The sequence below is a fragment of the Streptomyces sp. DH10 genome (assembly GCF_029813805.1).
Taxonomy (GTDB): Bacteria; Actinomycetota; Actinomycetes; order Streptomycetales; family Streptomycetaceae; genus Streptomyces; species Streptomyces coeruleofuscus.
In genome coordinates this window covers 394201-414879 of record NZ_JARVKU010000001.1, presented here as the reverse complement: position 1 = coordinate 414879, position 20679 = coordinate 394201, and the positions used below count along the sequence as shown (strand labels likewise).

Annotated in this window: 14 protein-coding genes; all 14 read left to right on the top strand. The window is 70.0% G+C overall.

The genetic code is table 11. The features are described 5' to 3' along the window. Positions 1 to 531: 531 nt before the first annotated feature. Positions 532 to 1962 (top strand): endo-1,4-beta-xylanase, encoded by a 1431-nt coding sequence (locus QC385_RS01775; RefSeq protein WP_279539439.1) that lies wholly within the window; start codon positions 532 to 534, stop codon positions 1960 to 1962. 31 nt (positions 1963 to 1993) lie between these two features. Further along, complete coding sequence (locus QC385_RS01770; protein WP_443032824.1) at positions 1994 to 3364, top strand: RICIN domain-containing protein; 1371 nt, start codon at positions 1994 to 1996, stop codon at positions 3362 to 3364. A gap of 285 nt (positions 3365 to 3649) precedes the next feature. Next, a complete protein-coding gene (locus tag QC385_RS01765; protein ID WP_443032823.1) occupies positions 3650 to 5071 on the top strand; it encodes a DEAD/DEAH box helicase in 1422 nt (473 codons plus the stop codon). Positions 5072 to 5301: 230 nt separating this feature from the next. After that, positions 5302 to 5442 carry a hypothetical protein gene (locus QC385_RS44175; protein ID WP_443032822.1) on the top strand — a complete coding sequence of 47 codons (141 nt, stop codon included), beginning with the start codon at positions 5302 to 5304 and terminating at the stop codon, positions 5440 to 5442. 102 nt (positions 5443 to 5544) lie between these two features. After that, a complete protein-coding gene (locus tag QC385_RS01760; RefSeq protein WP_443032821.1) occupies positions 5545 to 6489 on the top strand; it encodes an AMP-binding protein in 945 nt (314 codons plus the stop codon). Beyond that, positions 6486 to 6839, top strand: a complete 354-nt coding sequence (locus QC385_RS01755; protein WP_279539438.1) for a DoxX family protein — start codon at positions 6486 to 6488, stop codon at positions 6837 to 6839. Before QC385_RS01760 ends, QC385_RS01755 begins: the two co-directional genes overlap by 4 nt. Positions 6840 to 7539: 700 nt before the next feature. Beyond that, a complete protein-coding gene (locus QC385_RS01750) occupies positions 7540 to 10719 on the top strand; it encodes a putative bifunctional diguanylate cyclase/phosphodiesterase (protein WP_279539437.1) in 3180 nt (1059 codons plus the stop codon). Positions 10720 to 10791: 72 nt separating this feature from the next. After that, complete coding sequence (locus QC385_RS01745; protein ID WP_279539436.1) at positions 10792 to 14082, top strand: amino acid adenylation domain-containing protein; 3291 nt, start codon at positions 10792 to 10794, stop codon at positions 14080 to 14082. After that, positions 14079 to 14867, top strand: a complete 789-nt coding sequence (locus QC385_RS01740; RefSeq protein WP_279539435.1) for a leucyl/phenylalanyl-tRNA--protein transferase — start codon at positions 14079 to 14081, stop codon at positions 14865 to 14867. Before QC385_RS01745 ends, QC385_RS01740 begins: the two co-directional genes overlap by 4 nt. An 85-nt stretch (positions 14868 to 14952) precedes the next feature. Beyond that, positions 14953 to 15366 carry a response regulator gene (locus QC385_RS01735; protein ID WP_279539434.1) on the top strand — a complete coding sequence of 138 codons (414 nt, stop codon included), beginning with the start codon at positions 14953 to 14955 and terminating at the stop codon, positions 15364 to 15366. Next, complete coding sequence (locus tag QC385_RS01730) at positions 15366 to 15740, top strand: response regulator transcription factor (protein WP_279539433.1); 375 nt, start codon at positions 15366 to 15368, stop codon at positions 15738 to 15740. Before QC385_RS01735 ends, QC385_RS01730 begins: the two co-directional genes overlap by 1 nt. Then, complete coding sequence (locus QC385_RS01725) at positions 15740 to 16837, top strand: HEAT repeat domain-containing protein (RefSeq protein ID WP_279539432.1); 1098 nt, start codon at positions 15740 to 15742, stop codon at positions 16835 to 16837. The genes QC385_RS01730 and QC385_RS01725 overlap by 1 nt, the downstream gene beginning before the upstream one ends. Before the next feature lie 2 nt (positions 16838 to 16839). Then, complete coding sequence (locus QC385_RS01720; RefSeq protein WP_279539431.1) at positions 16840 to 18321, top strand: glycosyltransferase family 2 protein; 1482 nt, start codon at positions 16840 to 16842, stop codon at positions 18319 to 18321. Continuing rightward, on the top strand, positions 18318 to 20417 hold the full coding sequence (locus QC385_RS01715) for a sensor histidine kinase (protein WP_279539430.1): 2100 nt from the start codon (positions 18318 to 18320) through the stop codon (positions 20415 to 20417). The genes QC385_RS01720 and QC385_RS01715 overlap by 4 nt, the downstream gene beginning before the upstream one ends. Positions 20418 to 20679 lie beyond the last annotated feature (262 nt).

The window sequence follows — 20679 nt, the reverse complement described above, 5'->3', positions numbered from 1 at the left end:
CGCGCAGACCGGAGCACTCCGTAGCTCGCGCCGGGGATTCGCTGTCCGGCTCGCCGTGATCTCGAATGTTTCGAGCGAGGAATCGAAACTTCTTCTGCCGGGAGTATTGACGATCCATCGTCAAAACCTCAATCATCCGTGCTGCACGGCAGATCCACGCAACAGCTGCACGAGAAGATCCGCGCACCAAAGCACCTGCGCCACCCCGTCACGTCCCGGTGAGGTTCGCACCAGCGCACCTGGCTCTTCGCGCAGTTGGAGAGGTACGCGACGCCGCGTGGCGGTAGCCCGGCTGAGCCGCGATGGAGTCCCCCCATGCCTGTGTCGAAACACCGCAGCCCGCCGTACGTCACCCGACGGCCGACCGGGTGCCGTCCGTGCCGGTTGAGATCGTCCCGGTCCCATACCGCGGTGTCCGGTGGTTGCGTGCTGCCGGGTTCCGGCCCGCCCCGTCCGTCCGCCGAGTGGGAGCGGACGACGCGTTCCCCTGCGCTTCAGTCCTTCCGTGATTCCTACCTTGGAGGCACAGTCATGGGCTCGTACGCCCTTCCCAGATCCGCTGTCCGCCGGAAGATCCGCGGCCTGTTGTTGGCGCTGGTCGTCGGCGTCCTCGGTGTGGTCACCGCACTGGTCGCGCCGCCGGCCGCGCACGCCGCCGAGAACACGCTCGGCGCCGCGGCGGCGCAGAGCGGCCGCTACTTCGGCACCGCCATCGCCTCGGGCAGGCTGGGCGACTCGGCGTACACGTCGATCGCGAGTCGTGAGTTCAACTCGGTGACGGCTGAGAACGAGATGAAGATCGACGCCACCGAACCCCAGCCGGGCCAGTTCAACTTCACCGCCGCTGACCGTGTCTACAACTGGGCGGTGCAGAACGGCAAGCAGGTGCGCGGCCACACCCTGGCCTGGCACTCCCAGCAGCCCGGCTGGATGCGGAACCTCAGCGGCAGCGCGCTGCGCCAGGCGATGATCAACCACATCAGGGGCGTGATGGCCCACTACAAGGGCAAGATCGTCCAGTGGGACGTCGTGAACGAGGCCTTCGAGGACGGCAACTCGGGAGCCCGGCGCGACTCCAACCTGCAACGCACCGGCAACGACTGGATCGAGGTCGCCTTCCGCACCGCGCGCGCCGCCGACCCGGCCGCCAAGCTCTGCTACAACGACTACAACGTCGAGAACTGGACCTGGGCCAAGACCCAGGCCATGTACCGCATGGTCCGAGACTTCAAGCAGCGCGGCGTGCCGATCGACTGCGTCGGCTTCCAGTCCCACTTCAACAACGACAGCCCGTACAACAGCAACTTCCGCACCACCCTGCAGAGCTTCGCCGCCCTCGGCGTCGACGTGGCCATCACCGAGCTCGACATCCAGGGCGCCTCGCCCACGACCTACGCCAACGTGACCAACGACTGCCTGGCTGTCCCGCGCTGCCTAGGCATCACCGTCTGGGGTGTGCGCGACAGCGACTCCTGGCGACGGGAGCACACGCCACTGCTGTTCAACGACAACGGCAGCAAGAAGCCCGCCTACACCGCCGTCCTCAACGCACTCAACGGCGGCTCCACCACGCCCCCTCCGGACGGCGGACCGATCAAGGGCGTCGGTTCGGGCCGCTGCCTGGACGTGCCCGGCACCGGCACTACCGACGGCACCCAGCTCCAGCTGTGGGACTGCAACAACGGCACCAACCAGCAGTGGACGCACACCGCCGCCGGCGAGCTCAGGGTCTACGGCAACAAGTGCCTGGACGCAGCCGGCACCGGCAACGGCACCAAGGTCCAGATCTACAGCTGCTGGGGCGGCGACAACCAGAAATGGCGCCTCAACTCCGACGGATCCATCGTCGGCGTCCAGTCCGGCCTCTGCCTCGACGCCGTCGGAGCCGGCACCGCCAACGGCACCCTGATCCAGCTCTACTCCTGCTCGAACGGCAGCAACCAGCGCTGGACCCGCACCTGATGGGGCCTGTCACAGACGAAAGGCTGAGTCGATGAAGACCTACGGTGCGGCTTCCCCCGCCCCTCCACGCGGACAACACTGGTGGTCCCGGGTCGCCGCCGTGGTGGCCGCGACCCTCGCGATGGGCATGCTCTCCGTGGTGAATCCGGCGCCCGCCGAGGCGGCGACGGTGGACCCCAACGCCTGGTACGTCCTCGTCAATCGCAACAGCGGCAAGGCGCTGGACGTCTCCGGCGCGTCCAGCGCCGACGGTGCGCGGGTCAGCCAGTGGACGCGCAACGACGGAACCCACCAGCAGTGGCAGTTCGTGGACTCCGGCGGCGGCTTCTACCGCCTCAAGGCCCGGCATTCGGGCAAGGTCCTCGACGTGGCCGGCGCCTCGACCGCGGACGGCGCCGCGATTCAGCAGTGGGCCGACCACAACGGGGCCAACCAGCAGTTCCGCCTGGCCGACTCCGACGCGGGCCACGTCCGGCTGGTCAACCGCACCAGCGGCAAGGCCGTGGAGGTGCAGGGCGCCTCCACCGCCGACGGCGGCAACGTCGTCCAGTACTCCGACTGGGGCGGCGCCAACCAGCAATGGCAGATGGTCAAGCTGTCGTCCGGTGGCGGCGGCGGATGCGGCAGCGCCCCGACTCTGACGAGCGGTACGCACACGATCCAGAGCGGCGGCAAGAGCCGCAGCTTCATCCTCCGGGTTCCCGCCAACTACGACAGCAGCCACCGCTACCGGCTGATCTTCGCGTTCCACTGGCGGGGCGGAACTGCCGGCGACGTCGCCTCGGGCGGCACGAGCGGGAGCGCCTGGTCCTACTACGGCCAACAGGAACAGTCGAACAACAGCGCGATCCTCGTGGCCCCCCAGGGCCTCGGCAACGGCTGGGCCAATTCGGGCGGTGAGGACGTCACCTTCGTCGACGACATGATCCGGCGAATCGAGGGCGGCCTCTGTGTCAACCCGGCGCAGCGCTTCGCCACGGGATTCAGCTGGGGCGGCGGTATGAGCTACGCGCTCGCGTGCAGCCGGGCGAACGTCTTCAGGGCCGTCGCGGTCATCTCCGGCGCCCAGATCAGCGGGTGCAGCGGCGGCACACAGCCCATCGCCTACTTCGGAATCCACGGCATCAGCGACAACGTCCTCAACATCGGGCAAGGACGGTCCCTGCGCGACACATTCGTCCGCAACAACGGCTGCACCCCCCAGAGCCCGCGCGAGCCCGCGCCGGGCAGCCGAACGCACGTCACCACCACCTACTCGGGCTGCCGTGCCGGATACCCGGTCCAATGGGCCGCGTTCGACGGAGGCCACATACCCGGTCCGGTCGACGGCTCCTCCGGCGAAAGCGGCGTCACCACCTGGACCAAGGCAGAGATCTGGAGGTTCTTCGCACAGTTCCAGTGACACGCCCGCACCACGGAGTGGAGCCAGGATGATCCTGGCTCCACTCCGCCGACGTCTGTCCCGCCCGGTTCACGGCCTCGCGGCCGCCACTGGCCCCAGAAGTCAGGGCAGAGTTGTTTCCACAGGTGCAGACGTTGTGGTCCAGGCGCGTCGAGACAGTCGCCCAGCGTGCTAGCCTTGCGGGTTTGCAGCGTCGCTGTGCCGGTCTCCGTTCGATGTCTCCGGCCGGCGGACGCGTCCCTGCCGCGCCTTCCTCGGTACGGTCCCTTCGGAGGAAGGCTCTCTGTGAGCGAATCTGCACGTGCCGATGCCCGGCAGCGAGACGATGTGTCCGAGGCGTCGGGCGCCCCTTCGGCGGTGCCCACGGTGGCGTCCTTCGCGCAGCTGGGGCTGCCGGCCGAGGTGCTGCGGGCGCTCGATGAGCGCGGTGTGACCGTGCCCTTCCCCATCCAGGCGGCGGCGCTGCCGAATGCGCTCGCGGGACGGGACGTCCTGGGCCGGGGCCGCACCGGATCCGGCAAGACGCTCGCCTTCGGCCTGGGGATGCTCGCCCGGACGGCCGGGCGGCGCGCGCAGCCCAAGGAGCCGCTGGCGCTGGTTCTGGTGCCTACCAGGGAGCTGGCGCAGCAGGTCGGTGAGGCCCTCACCCCGTACGCCGAGGCGCTGCGGCTGCGGATCGCGACCGTGGTGGGCGGAGTGTCCATCGGACGCCAGGCCGCCGCGCTGCGGGACGGCGCCGAGATCGTCGTCGCCACGCCCGGTCGGCTGCACGACCTCATCGAGCGCAAGGACTGCCGACTGGGACGGGTGCGCATCACGGTTCTGGACGAGGCCGACCAGATGTGTGACATGGGGTTTCTTCCGCAGGTCACCGAGATCCTGGATCAGGTGCGTCCCGACGGGCAGCGGATGCTGTTCTCCGCCACCCTCGACCGCGACGTCGACCAGCTGGTGCAGCGCTACCTGCGCGACCCCGCCGTCCACTCCGTGGACCCCTCGTCCAGCGCGGTCTCCGCGATCGAGCACCACGTCTTCGTCGTGCACGGCCCGGACCGGTATGCCGTGACCACGGAGATCGCCGCTCGGGACGGCCGCGTCCTGCTGTTCCTGGACACCAAGCACGGCGTCGACCAGCTCACGCGGCATCTGCGGGCCGGCGGCGTGGCCGCCGCCGCCCTGCACAGCGGGAAGTCCCAGCCGCAGCGCACCCGGACCCTCGCCCAGTTCAAGAACGGGCAGGTCACCGCGCTGGTGGCGACGAACGTCGCCGCACGCGGCCTGCACGTCGACGACCTCGACCTCGTGGTCAACGTCGACCCGGCCACCGACCCGAAGGACTATCTGCACCGCGCGGGCCGCACGGCCCGGGCCGGCCGCTCCGGCACCGTCGTGACACTCGTCCTGTCGGCGCAGCGCCGCGAGACGAGCCAGGTCATGGCGGACGCCCACGTCGCCCCCACGGTCACCAAAGTGCGGTCGGGCGAGGCGGAGCTGAGCCGGATCACCGGCGCCAAGGCGCCCTCCGGAAAGCCGCTCGACGGCGGGCCGGCCGTACCGCGCCCCAAGAACCACAACGCCCCGTTCCGCGGCCTGGGCAGCACCAAGGACGCGAAGGACGGCTCCGGCGGCAGGCCGTCCCGCAAGAGCAGCGAGGCCCGCAAGCTCGCGGAGGCCCGCAAAGCGGCCCGGGTACGGCGCGGCGGCTGAGACCGGGTTCCCGGACCGCCGGGCGGTGTCCTCGTCCACGCGGCAGGACGGATGGACGGACCGGAGACCGGCCGGGGTGCACCGGACGGCGCCGCCGGCGTCCCGCCCGCCGCCGCGCTGACCGGCAACCGTAACCACGTCACCTAGTAGTGCTTCGTTACGTCGGGTGATCTCACCTGGTGGTGGGCATCGTCGAAGCATGAAGTTGAGGGAGGTGGAACGGCTCCGGGGTGAGCTATCGCCGCCCTGCACCGCTGGTCGGTCACCGACCTGTCGGGCTTCTGGGGCGCGTGTGGGAGTACTTCGACATCGACGCGGACACTCCCTACGAGCAGGTGCTGGCGGAGGAGCGGATGCCCGGCGCCCGCTGATTCCCCGGCGCCACCCTCAACTATGCCCACCACGCCCTGCGCAACCTCGCCGACGACGCCGCGGCGATCATCGCGCTCGACGAGACCGGCTCCGGCTACGAGGTGACCGCGAGACGCCTGCGCGCCCAGGTCGCCTCAGTCGCCGCCACCCTGCGCGACCTGGGCGTCGGCAAGGGAGACCGGGTCGTGGGCTACCTGCCCAACACCCCGCATGCGATCGTCGCGTTCCTCGCCACCGTGAGCCTGGGCGCCGTGTGGTCGGTCTGCGGGCAGGACTACGCCCCCAAGGCCGCCGCCGACCGCTTCGCCCAGCTCCGACCCACCGTCCTGATCAGCGCCGACGGCCACCTCTTCAACGCCTCCACCCACGACCGCCGCCACGCCACCCTCGAACTCGCCGGTGCGCTGCCGACGTTGAAGGCCACCGTGCTGGTGGACCACGTGGGCCTGCCGTGGCCGACCAGGGCGTACCCGTCGCTGGTGGTGCCGTGGGAGGACGCGGTCACCCGCGCCGAGGAACTCACCTGCACCCCCGTGCCGTTCGACCACCCCCTGTGGGTCGTGTACTCCTCCGGCACCACTGGCCTGCCCAAGGGCATCGTCCACGGCCACGGCGGCGTCCTTCTGGAGCACCTGAAGACCCTCGGCCTGCACTCCGACCTGGGCCCCGGCGACCGCCTCCTGTGGTACACCACCACCCACTGGATGATGTGGAACCTGGTCGCCTCCACCCTCCTGACGGGCGCCACGACGTGCACCTACGACGGCAGCCCGGCGCCCTTCGCCAAGCCCGACGTCCTGTGGGAGCTGGCCGCGCGCCACCGCGCGATCCGGGCCGACGCTTCGCCCCGCCACGTCCCCGACGAGATCCTCGAAGTCCCCGGCATCCCGCACACCCGCACCGGCAAGAAACTCGAAGTCCCCGTCAAACGCCTCCTCCAGGGCGCCCCGGCCGAGCAGGTGGTCAACCCCGCGACGGTGGACGCCCCCGACCTGATCGACCACTACGCCCGGCTGGGCGCCGAACGCCGGGGGCGGTCGGCGTGACGACCGCACAGACCACCCTCGCCGTCGTCCTGGTCCTGGTCTTCCTGTCCCTGGGAGGGGCGAAGATCGCCGCGGTGCCGTTCATGCGTCAGGCGGCAGCGCACCTGGGCATGTCGCCGGGCCTCTACCGCTTCGTCGGCACCCTGGAAGTGGCCGGAGCCGTCGGGCTGGTGCTCGGACTGGCTTCCGCCCCGCTCGGGGTGGCCGCCGCGATCGGGCTGGCGCTGCTGATGACCGCAGCCGCCGTGGTCCACCTGCGTCACGGCGACCCGCCGGTACGGGCACTGCCCGCCGCCGTACTGGCCCTTACGGCGGTGGCGTACGCCGGCGTGGCGGTCGGTACCGGCTGACGGCCCGCGCTCGACGGCGCTTGGGCGTGCGCACCCGGTGACACCTGAGGGCACATGGGTCTCTGTGTCTAGAAGAAGCCCAGCTTCTTCGGCGAGTAGCTCACCAGCAGATTCTTCGTCTGTTGGTGGTACACGCGTGGCGTCCACGATGACCGGCGAAATCGGGACCGCGGTCGGCGGCGGGCGGTGACTTGGTCCGGGAAACCGCCCGGGCGTCCAGCAGAGACAACAGAATCGCCCGGCTCCAGGGAGGGCGGCAATCGCCCGGCGCGGAAGGTCCGGCGGTAAACGGAGAGCGTGGACTCCACGCTCTCCGTGACTGGCCGATCGTCGCTGGGAGGACCCGGTCCGGTTCCCGGATCTTCCATCTTCACGCATGTGGCGGTATCTCGCGAGATGACGCGGCATCTCTCCGTGCGCATGCGAGAAATGGCGATCTCGGTAAGCTGGATGGAGGACACGTCGATGTCTCGGTGTAGAAGGAGCCCGCATCACGGCGACCGTGCATACCGCAGACCGTGTATACCAGCGACGGTGTGTACCGGAAATCCTGTTCACAGGCGACCAGGGCCGAGTCCCGGCCCGGGGTCCGGAGAGTTCCCCTCATGTCAGCCCGGCCCCACGGGCTTCTCCGCCGCCCGGTGCCCGTTCGCCCAGCTCAGCCCGTCCGACAAGTGGCCCTCTCAGGAGGTTTGTTGGGATGAACGCGCGACTGCGAAGCCATGCTGCGATGGCCGCCGTCAGTTCATGCATCGTCGTGCTGACCGCGTTCTACTATCTATTTCCGGAAAAACGGCTGCTCTTCGTCGCCATTGGAGCGACCGGCGTCATCGGTATTGTCCTGGGTGTCTTTCTCAACCGCCCGGCGCATCGACTCCCCTGGCTGTTGCTCGCCGCGGGGAACTTCGCCTTCGCCGCAGGCCAAGCCACCCAGATCATCCTCATCCAGTTGCTCAACGAGGAGATCACTTTCCCGTCGATCGCCGACGGCTTCTATCTCGCCGCATATCCGCTCTATGCGGCCGGGCTGCTGGGCTTCGTGCACTGGCGCACAGGTTGGCGCGACCGGGCGAGCCTCGTCGACGCGCTGACGCTGACAGTCGGCCTGGCGCTGCTGTCGTGGCTCTTCCTCATCGATCCGTACGCCCGCGCCGCGGGTCTGACCTGGTGGCAGAAGGCGTTCGCCATCGCCTATCCGCTCGGCGACATCCTCGTCCTGGCGATGCTGTTGCGGCTGCTCGTCGGCCGTGGCGGCAAGAGCCGCTCGCTCATGCTGCTCACCGCGGGCACCCTCGGCCTGCTCACCGCCGACGTGCTGTACGGCCTGATCCAGCTGAACGGAACGTGGCGCACGGGTAGCGCGGTCGAACTCGGCTGGGCCGTCCTGTACGGCGCCTGGGCGGCCGCCGCGCTCCATCCGTCCATGCGTCGGCTGACGCAGCCGGTGCCATGGCGAGCCGAGACCGGCACGGGCCGGCTGAGCCTGCTCACCCTGGCGTCGCTGATAGCCCCGGCCATCCTCCTGACGGAGGCGGTGCGCGGCGTGAGGTCCAACGTCGGCGTCATCGGGGTCTTCTCCGCGGTGCTCTTCCTCCTCGTCCTCTACCGCCTGTCGGGGGTGGTGGCGACCCACCGGCGGGCGGTCGGCCGGGAGAAGGTGCTGCGCAACGCGGTGTCGTCGCTGGGCGGAGCGGGGGAGCTGCGGGATGTGGCCGCTGCCGTCCACTCCGCTGTGACGCAGCTTCTGTCGCACGGGCCGCCGCGTTCCGCGCTGCTCACCCTGCCGGACAGCATGTTCTGGGTGAACGGGGCGCACAGCGCCCTGCGCGGGCCCCTGGCCGCACGGGCGACCGCGGCCGTACGGGAACTGATCGCGTCCGGCGAGAACCGCCTGGTGACCCTCGACGGTGTGGGGCCCGATCTTGCCGCCCACCTCGCGGGCTCGGACGAGGAGCCGGCCCGCACCGGCCACGCGCTGGTCTGCCCGCTCGCCGCGCAGGATCACCCCTCGGGCGATCCGTTGATCGGGGTGCTGATCGTGGCCGGGGACGAGCAGGACCTGCTCGTGCTCCGCGACACGCTGGCGACTCTCGCCGCGCAGGCAGCACTTGCCGCGGCGCGGGTCACCCTCGCCCAGGAGGTCAACCGGCGCAACAGCGAGATGTACTTCCGCACGCTGGTGCAGAACGCCTCCGACGTCATCCTGATCCTCGACGACGACGACCGGGTCCGTTACGCCAGCCCCTCAGCCGCCCAGGTGCTCGGCGTTCCAAACCTGGAGGGGGCCCTCCTCGTCGATCTGGTGCCACCGCAGGACAGCCGCGCGGTGGTCGAGACACTCGGCCGGATACGGAGCGGCGAGTACCAGAGCAAGCGCGAGCACTGGCGTATGGTTCGCGCCGACCGGTCGTCCATCGAGGTCGAGGTGAGGTGGAGCGACCTGCGGGAGGAGGCGACCGTCGGTGGAGTTGTCCTCACCTTGCGGGACGTGACCGAACAGCGCAAACTCGAACGCGAACTCACCCACCAGGCGTTCCATGACTCGCTCACCAACCTGGCCAACCGCGTGCTCTTCCAGGACCGGGTCAACCACGCACTGGCGCAGGCTCAGCGCGACGGCACGGTGGTCGGTGTGCTCTTCGTCGACGTGGACGACTTCAAGGTCATCAACGACATACACGGCCACGGTGTGGGCGACGAACTCCTGGTCGCGCTGTCACTCCGGCTGCAGACCACCGTCCGTGCCTCCGACACCGCCGCGCGCATCGGCGGCGACGAGTTCGCACTGCTGGTGGAGGGCTCCGTCACGACAGAGGGCGTGGAGCAGTTCACCGAACACGTGATGACCGTGTTCGCCGAGCCGTTCCGGCTCAGTGTGGGACCGATGAGTACGTACGCCAGCGTCGGCGTCGCGACGACGGAAGACAGCATCGACTCGGTCGAACTGCTGGCACACGCCGATCTCGCGCTGTACTCGGCGAAGATGGCGGGCAAGCGTCAGTGGCGCCGCTACCACCCGGAACTGCAGAGCGGCATGGCCGAGCGCGCCAATTTGCAGGAGGCTCTGGACAGTTCGACGATCGAGACTTCGTTCCTGGTGCTTTACCAGCCCATCGTGGAGCTGACCAGCGGTCGGATCGCCGGCTTCGAGGCGCTCGTTCGCTGGCCGCACTCCACGCGCGGCATGGTGCTGCCGGAGCAGTTCATCACGCTGGCAGAGGAGAGCGGGCAGATCGTCCCGCTCGGCGCCTGGGTGCTTGACCAGGCCGCGGCCGAGGCGGTCCGGTGGGAGTCCTCCGTGCTGCGCGGCGGGACGGCCGACCGCAACGTGCCTTACATCAGCGTGAACGTGTCGCCGCGTCAGTTCCGGGACGACGAGTTCTACAACGTCGTCCGCCGTGCCCTGGATCTCTCCGGCATCGATCCGTCGTCTCTCGTACTGGAACTGACCGAGAGCGTGCTGATGTACAACGACGAACGTATCCTGGCCGAGATGAATTCGCTCACAGACCTCGGTATCCGTATCGCGATCGACGATTTCGGAACGGGCTACTCGTCGCTGAGCTATCTGCGGGAGTTCCCCATCTCGATACTCAAGATCGACAAGTCGTTCGTCGACGAACTCGGGCGCTCGCCGGAACAGTACGCCCTTGTCGAGGGCATCACGCATCTCGCCGACACCCTCGGCCTCACGGTTATCGCAGAAGGTGTGGAGAACGTGAGGCAGCAGGAGTTGCTGATCTCCATGGGCTGCCGGTTGGCTCAGGGATACCTCTTCGCCGAACCGGTCAGCGCCGAGGAGGCGGAGCAACTCATCCTCGCGCCGCCGCTCGGCCGCCTGGCCGAACTGCCGGTGAGGCCCGTGGAAGGGGAGCGGTGATGGCGGCGGCCCTTTCCCACTAGGGGCGCGGATCGTGCTCCGCGGGACGCCGCGCGAAGGCAGGAGGCCCGAGTGACGGAACGTGAGCACTTGCCGGCAGAGTCGGCCGCACCGTGCGTCGTGCTGCGCAACGACGAGGAGCAGTACGCGATCTGGCCCGCCGATCGCCGGATTCCGGCAGGGTGGTGTCGGATCGGCGGACCGGAGTCCGCCGCGTGGTGCGGGAGTCTGGTCGACCGCCTGTGGACCGACATGCGGCCCGCGAGCGCCCGCGCCGGGGGACGGACCCCTGAATCCTGGCCGGGCCCCGTGTCCGAGCTGGTCCGGGAGCGGGCGCGGCGTGAGCCGTCCGCTCTCGCGGTGCTCTCGGACGACGCCCGGCTCAGCTACGCCGAGCTGAGCGGCCGCGCCGACCGGCTCGCCGACCAGCTGCAGGAGTCGGGCGTCGGCGCGGAGTCCGTCGTCACCGTGTGCCTCGACCGCGTGCCCGAGCTGATCGTCGCGCTGCTGGCGGTGCTGGGCTCCGGAGGCGCGTTCCTGCCCCTCGACCCGGCGACTCCGCGGCAACGGATGGTCGCACTGGTGGGGGAGACAGGTTCACGCGTCATCGTCTCGAGCCACGAGTACGCCTCGATGTTCGACGGGTGCGAGGCCCGGATCGTCTACGCCGGGGCCGACGGAGAACCGGCCACGCAGGCGCCGCCGGAGGCACCGCGGCCGGCACGCGGCCCCCGGCCGGACGACCTCGCCTACGTGATCTACACCTCCGGATCCACCGGACCCCCGAAGGGGGTGATGATCAGCCACCGGTCGCTTGCCCACTCCCTCACCACGGTGGCCCAGGCATACGAACTGACGCCCTGCGACCGGGTGCTGCACGCCGCGGCGCTCGGCTTCGACACCTCACTGGAGCAGATCTTCGCCACGCTGATCAGTGGTGCGACGCTCATCCTCGCGGGAACACCGACGTGGGCACCCACCGACCTGCTGCACCGCCTGCCCGAGCACGGGATCACCGTCGCCGACCTGCCCCCCGCCTACTGGCACCGGGTCGTCTCCCTCGCGGACCGCGGCGAGAGCCTCGCGTCGCTGAGGCTCCTCATCGTCGGCGGCGAGATCGTCACCGCGAAGGACTGCCGCGCCGTTACGCGCCGGATCCCCGGCGCACGGCTCGTCAACGCCTACGGGCTCACGGAGACCACCATCACCTCCACGCTCTGCGACCTGAACCAGGAAGTGCTCGCCGCGCCGGACACCGCCGTCGCCCCGGTCGGCAGGCCCCTGGAGGGGACTCACGTCCACGTGCTCGACGCGGAACTACGCCCGGTGCCGCCGGGCGAGCGCGGCGAGATCTACATCGGCGGTCAGGGTCTGGCGCGCGGTGTCTGGCGGCAACCCGCCATGACCGCACGGCAGTTCCTGCCCGACCCGTACGGCTCCGCGCCGGGGGGCCGGATGTATCGCACCGGGGATCTGGGCCGTCGGCGCTCGGACGGCAACCTGGAAGTCCTGGGCCGGGTCGACGACCAGATGAAGATCCGCGGCTTCCGGGTCGACCCGGCCGAGATCGAGGCCGCGCTCGTCTCCCGCCCGGAGATCGGCCAGGCGATGGTGGTGGCCCGGGCGCGCGACAACGGCGACCGGGACCTGATCGCGTACTACACGCCGGCCTCGCCGCCGAAGGCCGGCGGCGAGGCGGCGCTGCGCGCACGGCTGCGGTCGGCACTCGCCGAGGTCCTGCCCGGCTACATGATCCCGGCAGCCTTCCGCGCGGTGGAACGGCTGCCCGTCGCGCCCAGCGGAAAGCTCGACCGCAGGGCCGTGCCGGAAGCCGGGACCGCGACGACGACGACGGCCGACGCCGACGACCGTCCGGTGCCGCATGGGCTGGCCCAGCTGTGGTGTCAGATCCTGGGGGTGGACCACGTCCGTCCGCACGACGACTTCTTCGAGCTGGGCGGCAACTCGCTGCTGGCCATGGAGATGCTCGCCCGGACCCGCGTCATCTTCGGCATCGGCGTCACCCAGATCCGCGACCTGACCCGTTCACTGCTGCGGCAGCCGATGCTCGCCGCGTTCGCCGAGTCCGTGCGCCAGGCACGTGCCGGCACACTGACCCACCCGGATGGCGGGAGCGTCGACTTCGCCTCGGAGACCGATCGGCGCGTTCCGGCGGTGGGCCATGACGCGCCGGCACCGGATCACCGGCACCCCGGTGACGTCCTTCTCACCGGGGCGACGGGATTCTGCGGCGCGTACATGATCGACGAGCTGCTGCGCAGCACGACGGGCCGGATCCTCTGCCTGGTCAGGGCATCGGACGAGCAGCACGGCATGGAGATGATCCGCGCGAGTCACCAGCGCTACGTCCTCAGCGATCTGTCCAGCGCGCGCATCCAGCCGGTCGTCGGCGACCTGGGCAAGCCCGGACTGGGGCTGCCTCCCGGCCGGTTCGAGGAGCTGGGATCGACCATCGACGCCATCTACCACTTCGGCGCCCAGGTCAACTTCATCTACCCGTACCACGAGTTGCGTGCGGTCAACGTCGACGGAACATACGAGATCATCCGCCTCGCCGCCGGCAGGGCCGTCCCCGTCCACTTCGCCTCCAGCATGGCGGTGCTCGCCGGATTCGGGCCGGCCGGGGTGCGCGAGGTGACCGAGAGCACGCCGCTGGACTTCCCGGAATATCTGTCGGTGGGATACGTGGAGACCAAATGGGTCGCCGAGGCGCTGCTGAAGAAGGCATCCGACGCGGGCTTGCCGGTCGCCGTCTACCGCCTGATGGACATCACGGGCAGCAGCGGAACCGGCGTGATGAACACCACCAGCGAAATGGCCGCCCTCATCAGCTTCATCGCGCGGACCGGTCTGTGCCCTGACGTCCGGCTGCCACTGGACTTCCTGCCGGCCGACCGCCTCGTCCGCGCAATCGGACACATCGCCACCCGCCATCCAGCGCGCGGCGAGGTCTACCACCTCACCAACCCCCGCCCCACGCTGCTGGATTCGCTGGCCGAGCGCATGCGCCAGCGGGGATATCCGGTCCAGGAGATCCCGTACGCCGAGTGGATCGCCGCTCTGGTGAAGTACGCGGCCGGGCACCCCACCGACGCGATAACACCGTTCGTCCCTCTCTTCGTCGACCTGTGCCACCACGCCGACATCACCGTGAGCGAGATGTACTTCCAGGGCGTTTTCCCGGAGTTCACCCGCTCCAACGCGGAACGGGCACTGGTGGACGCCGGGATCGACATTCCTCCCGTGGACGCGGAGATGATGGACGGATACATCGACTTCCTGCAACAGGCCGAGCACGCCCGGCCGGTGCAGAGCCGAGGGCAGGGAGCGGCACGGTGGTGAGCCCATGCCCCGGCTGGGAGGCACTGGACGTGCTGGAAGCGGCGCCCGACGGTCCGGTGGCCTTCTCCGCCGACCTCAGTCCCGCCGCCCTCCTGGCGGCGTACCGCGCCGGGGCCTATCCGTTCCCGGCATCCGACGAGTACACCCGCGCCCTCAACGAGGTGGTCTTCGCCGATCAGGTCCAGGAGGGCCGCATCCGGCTCGTGGGGGAGTTACTGGCCGATCCCTTCGCCGTCTCCTGGTGGTCACCCGATCCCAGACCGGTGCTGCCCGTCTCGGCCACGCACCTCAGCCGGAGCCTCGCCCGGCGGCTGCGCAACCGGCTGCCGTGGTCGACCAGCCTGGACCGGGGGTTCGAGCGGGTCGTTCGCGAATGCCGCGGCGACCGTGTCCCGCTGTGGCTCACCGAAGAGCTGATCGCAAGCTTGGTCCGCCTGCACGAACTGGGGCATGCTCACAGCGTCGAGGTGTGGGAGGACGGCGATCTGGTCGGCGGCGTCTTCGGCCTCAGGGTCGGATCGGTCTTCAGTATGGACTCGATGTTCTTCCGGCGTCCCGGCGCCTCGAAGGTCGCGGTGAGCGACCTCGCCGCGCGTTTCGCACAGGCCGGCGGCGAGCTGCTCGACGCGCAGCGGGACAGCCCGCACGTCCGCGACCTCGGCGGCATTCTCCTGCCGAGAGAGCAGTACGTGCGACACCTCCGCAGCACAGCGGGTGACAGCCTCCCGATGCCCACCGCCACCTTGCCCGCCCGCCGCCTCGCCCAGTCGGCGGCATCGCGCTGACCGTGCTCGAGTCCAACGGGACCCTTGGGTCATATGTGGTGAAAGTTCACCATTGCTTCTAACTTATGACTGACGGTCTGACTTCGTGGACAGGACGGCGATGTTCCCACCGCGCGTACTCGTGATCGAGGACGACCAGGATGTGAGCGCCCTGCTGGAGCGCCACTTCCGCGAGCGGGGATGTCCCGTGGCCGTCGCCTATTCGGGGGAAGAGGGGCTCGGCCTCGCCTTCGCCGACCCTCCGGACATCGCGGTCGTCGACGTGATGCTGCCCGGCATCGACGGACGGGAGGTCGTCCGCAGGTTGCGGGCGGACGAGCGGACGAGGAGATGCCGTCTGGTCGTCTCCTCGGTGCTCGACCCGCGAGATCTGGATGGTCTCGCGGACGAGGTACTGGCCAAACCGTTCCGGCAGTCGGCCGTGGCACGGCTCGTGGACTCCTACCGAAGCTCCCTTGCCCAGGAGTCCCAGGAGTCCAAGGAGTCACAGGAGGAGTAATGGCTCATGTCCTGATAGCCGACGACGACGCGGACATCCGGGATCTGGTGGCGTTCAAGCTGACCCAGAGCGGTCACCAGGTCACGGCCGTGGAGGACGGAATGGCGGCGCTCCGGGCTGCGCGTGAGAACACGGTGGACCTGGCACTGCTCGACATACGGATGCCGGGCATGTCGGGTCTGGACGTGTGCCGGGAGCTGCGCGCGGCGGCCGAGACCGCGACGCTCCCCGTCATCATGATCACCGCCCGTTCCCAGGAAGCGGACGTCGAGGTCGGCTTCGCGGCGGGAGCCGACGACTACATCATCAAGCCGTTCAGCCCGCGGGAGCTGTCCAGCAGGGTCACCGCGGTGCTCAACCGGGTGGAACGGTGATGCCCACCGGCCTCGTCAGTGGCGCGTTGCTGGGCCTGCTAGCCGTCGTCCTGGCGCTGAGCCTGCTGATCGTCGGCAACCGCCTCGTCCGCAGGCACCGACAGCGCAGACGCGAGCGGATCGCGGCACCGGTGCGCGGGCCCCTGCTGCAGCTCCTGTGCGCGGAGGAGGACGAGCAGACCGAGCTGCTGCACCGGCTGGCGGAGATCGACAGACGGACCTGGATCGCCCTGGAGCCGACCCTGACGGCGCTGCTGGGCAAGGTCGCCGGCGGAGCCCGTACGGCGCTGGTGCGCCTGTACGAGCTGCGCGGGGCCGCCGTGGACGCCGTAGCCGACCTGTCGAGCCGCAGCGCGGCCCGGCGGGGGCGCGCCGCGCAGGTGCTCGGTCAACTTCGCCACCGTCCCGCCGCCCCGTCGCTGTGCCGTCTGCTGGCCGATCGCGACCCCGAGGTCCGCCTGGCCGCCGCACGCGCGCTGGGCCGGTGCGGGGGACCGGAGTCCGTGCCGTACCTCCTGGAGGCCCTCCACGGACCGCGGGCGGTGCCGCCCGCCGTGGTCACCAGGGCGCTGGTCTCTCTGGGACCGGAGGCGCAGCGGAGTGTCGCCGCGGGACTGGAACATCGGGAGCCTCTCGCCAGAGCCGTGACCATCGAGGTCCTCGGCGCGACCGGCGTCGTCTCCCATACGTCCGGGATCGCCCGTGCACTGCGCGAGGACCCCCAGGTCGAGGTACGCATCAAGGCGGCACGCGCGCTGGGCAGACTGGGTATGCCCGACGGCCTGGAGCCGCTGCTGGCGGCTGTCCGGCCCGGCCAGTCGGTCGCCCTGCGCATGGTGGGCGCCGGGGCCCTCGGCAGTCTGGGAGCCGTCGCTGCGACGGGCCCGCTGGCGGAGCTGCTCGGCGATCACGACCCACATGTGGCAGCCACCGCGGCTCGCGCGCTGCTGCAGCTCGGCCCGGAAGGGCAGGCCGCGCTGCGCGCGGTGGCCGAGGACCGCTCCCGCCGACAGGCCGCCGCGCAGGCCAGAGCCGTGCTCGCCGAATCGGCGGTCGGGGCCGGACGCCACGACGTCCGCGCGGAGGTGGCTCTGTGAGCATGGCGGCCGACGAACCGTGGGCGTCGCTGCTGGGCGTGGCGCACTCGGTGGTCACCGTGTGCGACAGCGTGGTGATCATGTACTTCGTGGCCATCAACACCAGTTATCTGGTGCTGATCCTCATCGCTCTCGGGGAGTTCGTCAGAACGCTGCGCCGGGCTCCCTTCGCGGGCCACGACGAGGCCGCCACCAGCCCCCTCACCCCACCCGTTTCGGTGATCATGCCCGCGTACAACGAAGCGGCCGGCATCGTCGAAGCGGTACGGGCCATGCTGCTGCTGCGCTATCCGGAGTTCGAGGTCGTCGTCGTCGACGACGGCTCCACCGACGGCACGCTGGACGCCCTGCGGGACGCCTTCGACCTCGCCGAGGTGGAGTACGTGATGCCCGACGACGTCCCCGTACGCGGCAGGGTCACCTCCGTCCATCTGCCCAGGGGCGGCCCGGTGCGCCTGGTGGTGGCCCGCAAGGACAACGGCGGCAAGGCCGACACGCTCAACGTCGGGATCAACCTGGCGCGCTATCCGCTGCTGTGCATGGTGGACGCCGACTCGATCCTCGACTCCCAGGCGCTGCTCGCGGTGGCCAAACCGTTCTGCGACGATCCGCTGCGGGTGATCGCCTCCGGCGGTGTGGTCGGCCTCGCCAACGGCTGCACTGTCGTGGCGGGGCGGGTGGCCGAGGCGCGTGTGCCCCCGGACGTGCTCGGACGCGTTCAGGTCGTCGAGTACCTTCGCGCCTTCCTGCTCGGCCGTACCGGATGGTCGAAGCTCGGCAGCCTGCTGATCATCGCCGGGGCCTTCGGTCTCTTCCGCAAGGACGCGGTCGTGGCGGTCGGCGGGATGGACCCGGACAGTATCGGCGAGGACGCCGAACTGGTCATCCGCCTCCACCGGCACATGCGCGAGCAGGGCCGTGACTACCGCATCGTCTTCGTCTCCGAGCCGATCTCCTGGAGCGAGGCACCCTCGAAGCTGACGGTCCTGGCGCGCCAGCGGCGGCGGTGGCACCGCGGTCTGACGGAGATCCTGCTCAAGCACCGCCGCATGATCGGTAACCCCCGCTACGGCCGCATCGGACTGCTGGCACTGCCCTTCTACGTCGTCTTCGAACTGCTGGCCCCGCTCGTGGAGCTCGCGGGACTGGTTCTCGTACCCCTGGGCGTACTGATCGGCGCGGTGAACGCGGACTTCCTGTGGCGCTTCCTGCTCGCCGCCTACGCCTACGCCATCGTCGTCAGCATGGTGTCGGTCGGCGTGGAGGAGTACGCCTTCCACCGGTTCACCCGGTGGCGGGACGTCTGGGGCGCCCTCGTCGGAGTGGTCGTCGAGAACATCGGATACCGCCAGCTGACGGCGTGGTGGCGGCTGCGCGGCATGTGGGACGCGTTGCGCGGGTCTCCCCAGGTGTGGGGTGCCATGACCCGTGCCGGATTCAACTCTCCCGGCCAGGAGAGGGAGAGCGGAGGTGATCGTGCATGAGCCGTGCTTCCAGACGGGGCAGCGGCCGGGTGGCGCACCGGCTCGGCCTCGCGTTCGGACTCCTGACCCTTCTGATCGCCCTGTCCGGAGCCGGTACGCTGATCGGCGCGCTGGTGCTGGACAGCCAGCGCGACCGGATCAGCGACCGCCTCCAACCCGCCGAGGTCGACAATCTGCGCCTGCTCAACGCGGGCATCAGCGTGCAGCGTTCGATGCGGGGCTATTTGGTCACGGGTGACCGGAGAGAGCTCGTCGCCTTCCGTGCGGCCCGGGACAGCATCCCGTCGATCATCGACGCCGTCCGTGGGCACGAGGTCGCGGACGAAGGCGATCTCGCGACGCAGCAGCGGCAGATCGAGGCGTACCTGCGCGTAGCCGACGACCAGGCGCGCACCACTCCGGGAAGCGCGCAGGCCCTCGCGCTCACCCGGGAGGCCAGCCGGCGGTTCGACGCGTTCGAGGTGACCAACGCCCGTCTGAACGACCAGCTGAACGAAGAAGAGCAGCGTCTGGAGGGGCACGCCGACATGGTGATCCGGGCGGGCGTCGCCGGGCTCGGCGCGGCGCTGGTCGCGGCCCTCGCCGTGGCCGTGTACACGTCGGTGCACGCCACGCGCGCCCTGACCGGGCCACTGCGGAGAACCGCCTGGACGCTCGGCCGGCTCACCGCGGGAGACCGTGCGGCCCGGGTCGAGGTGACGGGGCCGGAGGAGATCCGGGCGGTGGCCCGGTCGGTCAACCTGCTCGCGGACGAGAGCGACCGGCTGCGGGCGGTCGAGGACGAACGGCAGCGACTGTCGACGGCCGCGAGGGAGACCGGCATCCGGATCAGGGACCGCCTCGAGGTCGACTACGTCCTCGACGCGGCGTGCCGCGGCATCGGTGATGTCCTGCACGCCGACTACGTCTTCATCCTGCTCGCCGAGGACGGCGGCTCCGAGTTTCCCGTGGCTCGGGTGTGGTCCGCGGAGCGGGGCCTGCTGTCCGACGAGGAGCGAAGAGGCATACCGACGCTCCCGGCGGACGTGGTTCGCGACCACTACCGGCGGGGAACGGCTTGGCTGGTCACCGACCTGCCCCAGTACGTGTCCGACACCAGACGGATGCCTGGTGCCCCCGGCTCCTTCGGGACGACGGGTATGCCGGCGGAGAACCGCGCTGCCGCGGCGGCGCTGGGCCTGTACTCGGCGGTGATCACCCCCATAGGGGTGGGGGAGGAACCGATCGGTGCCGTGTCCGTGGCCCGTACCAGCGCCGACCGACCTTGGCGTCCGGTCGAGGTCGAAATCGCCGAGTCCATGGCCGGCGGTGTCGGCCGGGCGCTGCACACCGCCCTTCTCTACGAGAAGGAGTCGGGCCTGGTGGACAAGCTGCGCGCCCTGGACAAGGCCAAGAGCGACTTCCTGTCCACCGTCTCCCATGAGCTGCGCACCCCACTGACGAGCATCGTGGGATACATCGAGCTGCTGAAGGACGAGGACACCGGTCCGCTTTCCCCGTCCCAGCTGCGGATGCTGGACGTCGTCGACCGCAACGCCAACCGGTTGCGGGCACTGATCGAGGACCTGCTCACGCTTTCCAGGATCGAGTCGGGAGCGTTCACCTCCCAGAAGGCACCGGTCGACCTGCGACGGCTGGTGGCCTCGGCGGTCGACGCGATCAAACCGGCCGCCGAGGCAGCCTCGGTCACACTGGAGACGCGGTGCCCCGAGCAGCCGCTGGTCCTGGAGGCGGACGGCGAACAACTCGACCGGGTCCTGATGAACCTGCTGTCCAACGCGGTGAAGTTCACCCGCGGCGGCGGGAAAGTCAGTGTGCGAGCCGGCGCGCGGGACGGGGAGGCGGTGCTGAGCGTGAGCGACACCGGCATCGGCATCCCCGCCGCCGAACAGGAGAAGCTCTTCCAGCGGTTCTTCCGCGCCTCGAACGCCACCGAGCAGGCCATCCCTGGTACCGGTCTGGGCCTGACCATCGTGCACACGATCGTGGCGAACCATGGCGGCCGGACGGAGGTGAGTTCCGAAGAGGGCCGGGGTACCACGATCACCGCCTGGCTGCCGCTCACCGGTACGGACGGTGGGGCGGGCTCCGCCTGAACGGTGCCCCGCGGTCTCCCGGTGCGCCCGGCACGCCGGCCCCGCCCTGACCGGACCTCAGGGTCCAGCCGTGCAGGGGCGGACCAGTCCTTGCGCGTCGAGCTGAAGGGCTGTCAGAAGGCACGGGAAGTCATGGGCATGAGGGTGCCTGGGAACCGGGCTACCAGGGCCATAGCCCGACCGCAACCCCGGCTCGGCGTCCGCTTCCTCGATTTGCGATCTTCAGTGGTTCATTCTTTGCTGGAAATGTCCGACGAGCGGA

Coding starts and splice junctions, on each gene's coding strand:
- QC385_RS01750 (WP_279539437.1), top strand. CDS start 7,540: ATGAACGCGCGACTGCGAAGCCATGCTGCGATGGCCGCCGTCAGTTCA.
- QC385_RS01720 (WP_279539431.1), top strand. CDS start 16,840: ATGGCGGCCGACGAACCGTGGGCGTCGCTGCTGGGCGTGGCGCACTCG.
- QC385_RS01725 (WP_279539432.1), top strand. CDS start 15,740: ATGCCCACCGGCCTCGTCAGTGGCGCGTTGCTGGGCCTGCTAGCCGTC.
- QC385_RS01730 (WP_279539433.1), top strand. CDS start 15,366: ATGGCTCATGTCCTGATAGCCGACGACGACGCGGACATCCGGGATCTG.
- QC385_RS01715 (WP_279539430.1), top strand. CDS start 18,318: ATGAGCCGTGCTTCCAGACGGGGCAGCGGCCGGGTGGCGCACCGGCTC.
- QC385_RS01775 (WP_279539439.1), top strand. CDS start 532: ATGGGCTCGTACGCCCTTCCCAGATCCGCTGTCCGCCGGAAGATCCGC.
- QC385_RS01770 (WP_443032824.1), top strand. CDS start 1,994: ATGAAGACCTACGGTGCGGCTTCCCCCGCCCCTCCACGCGGACAACAC.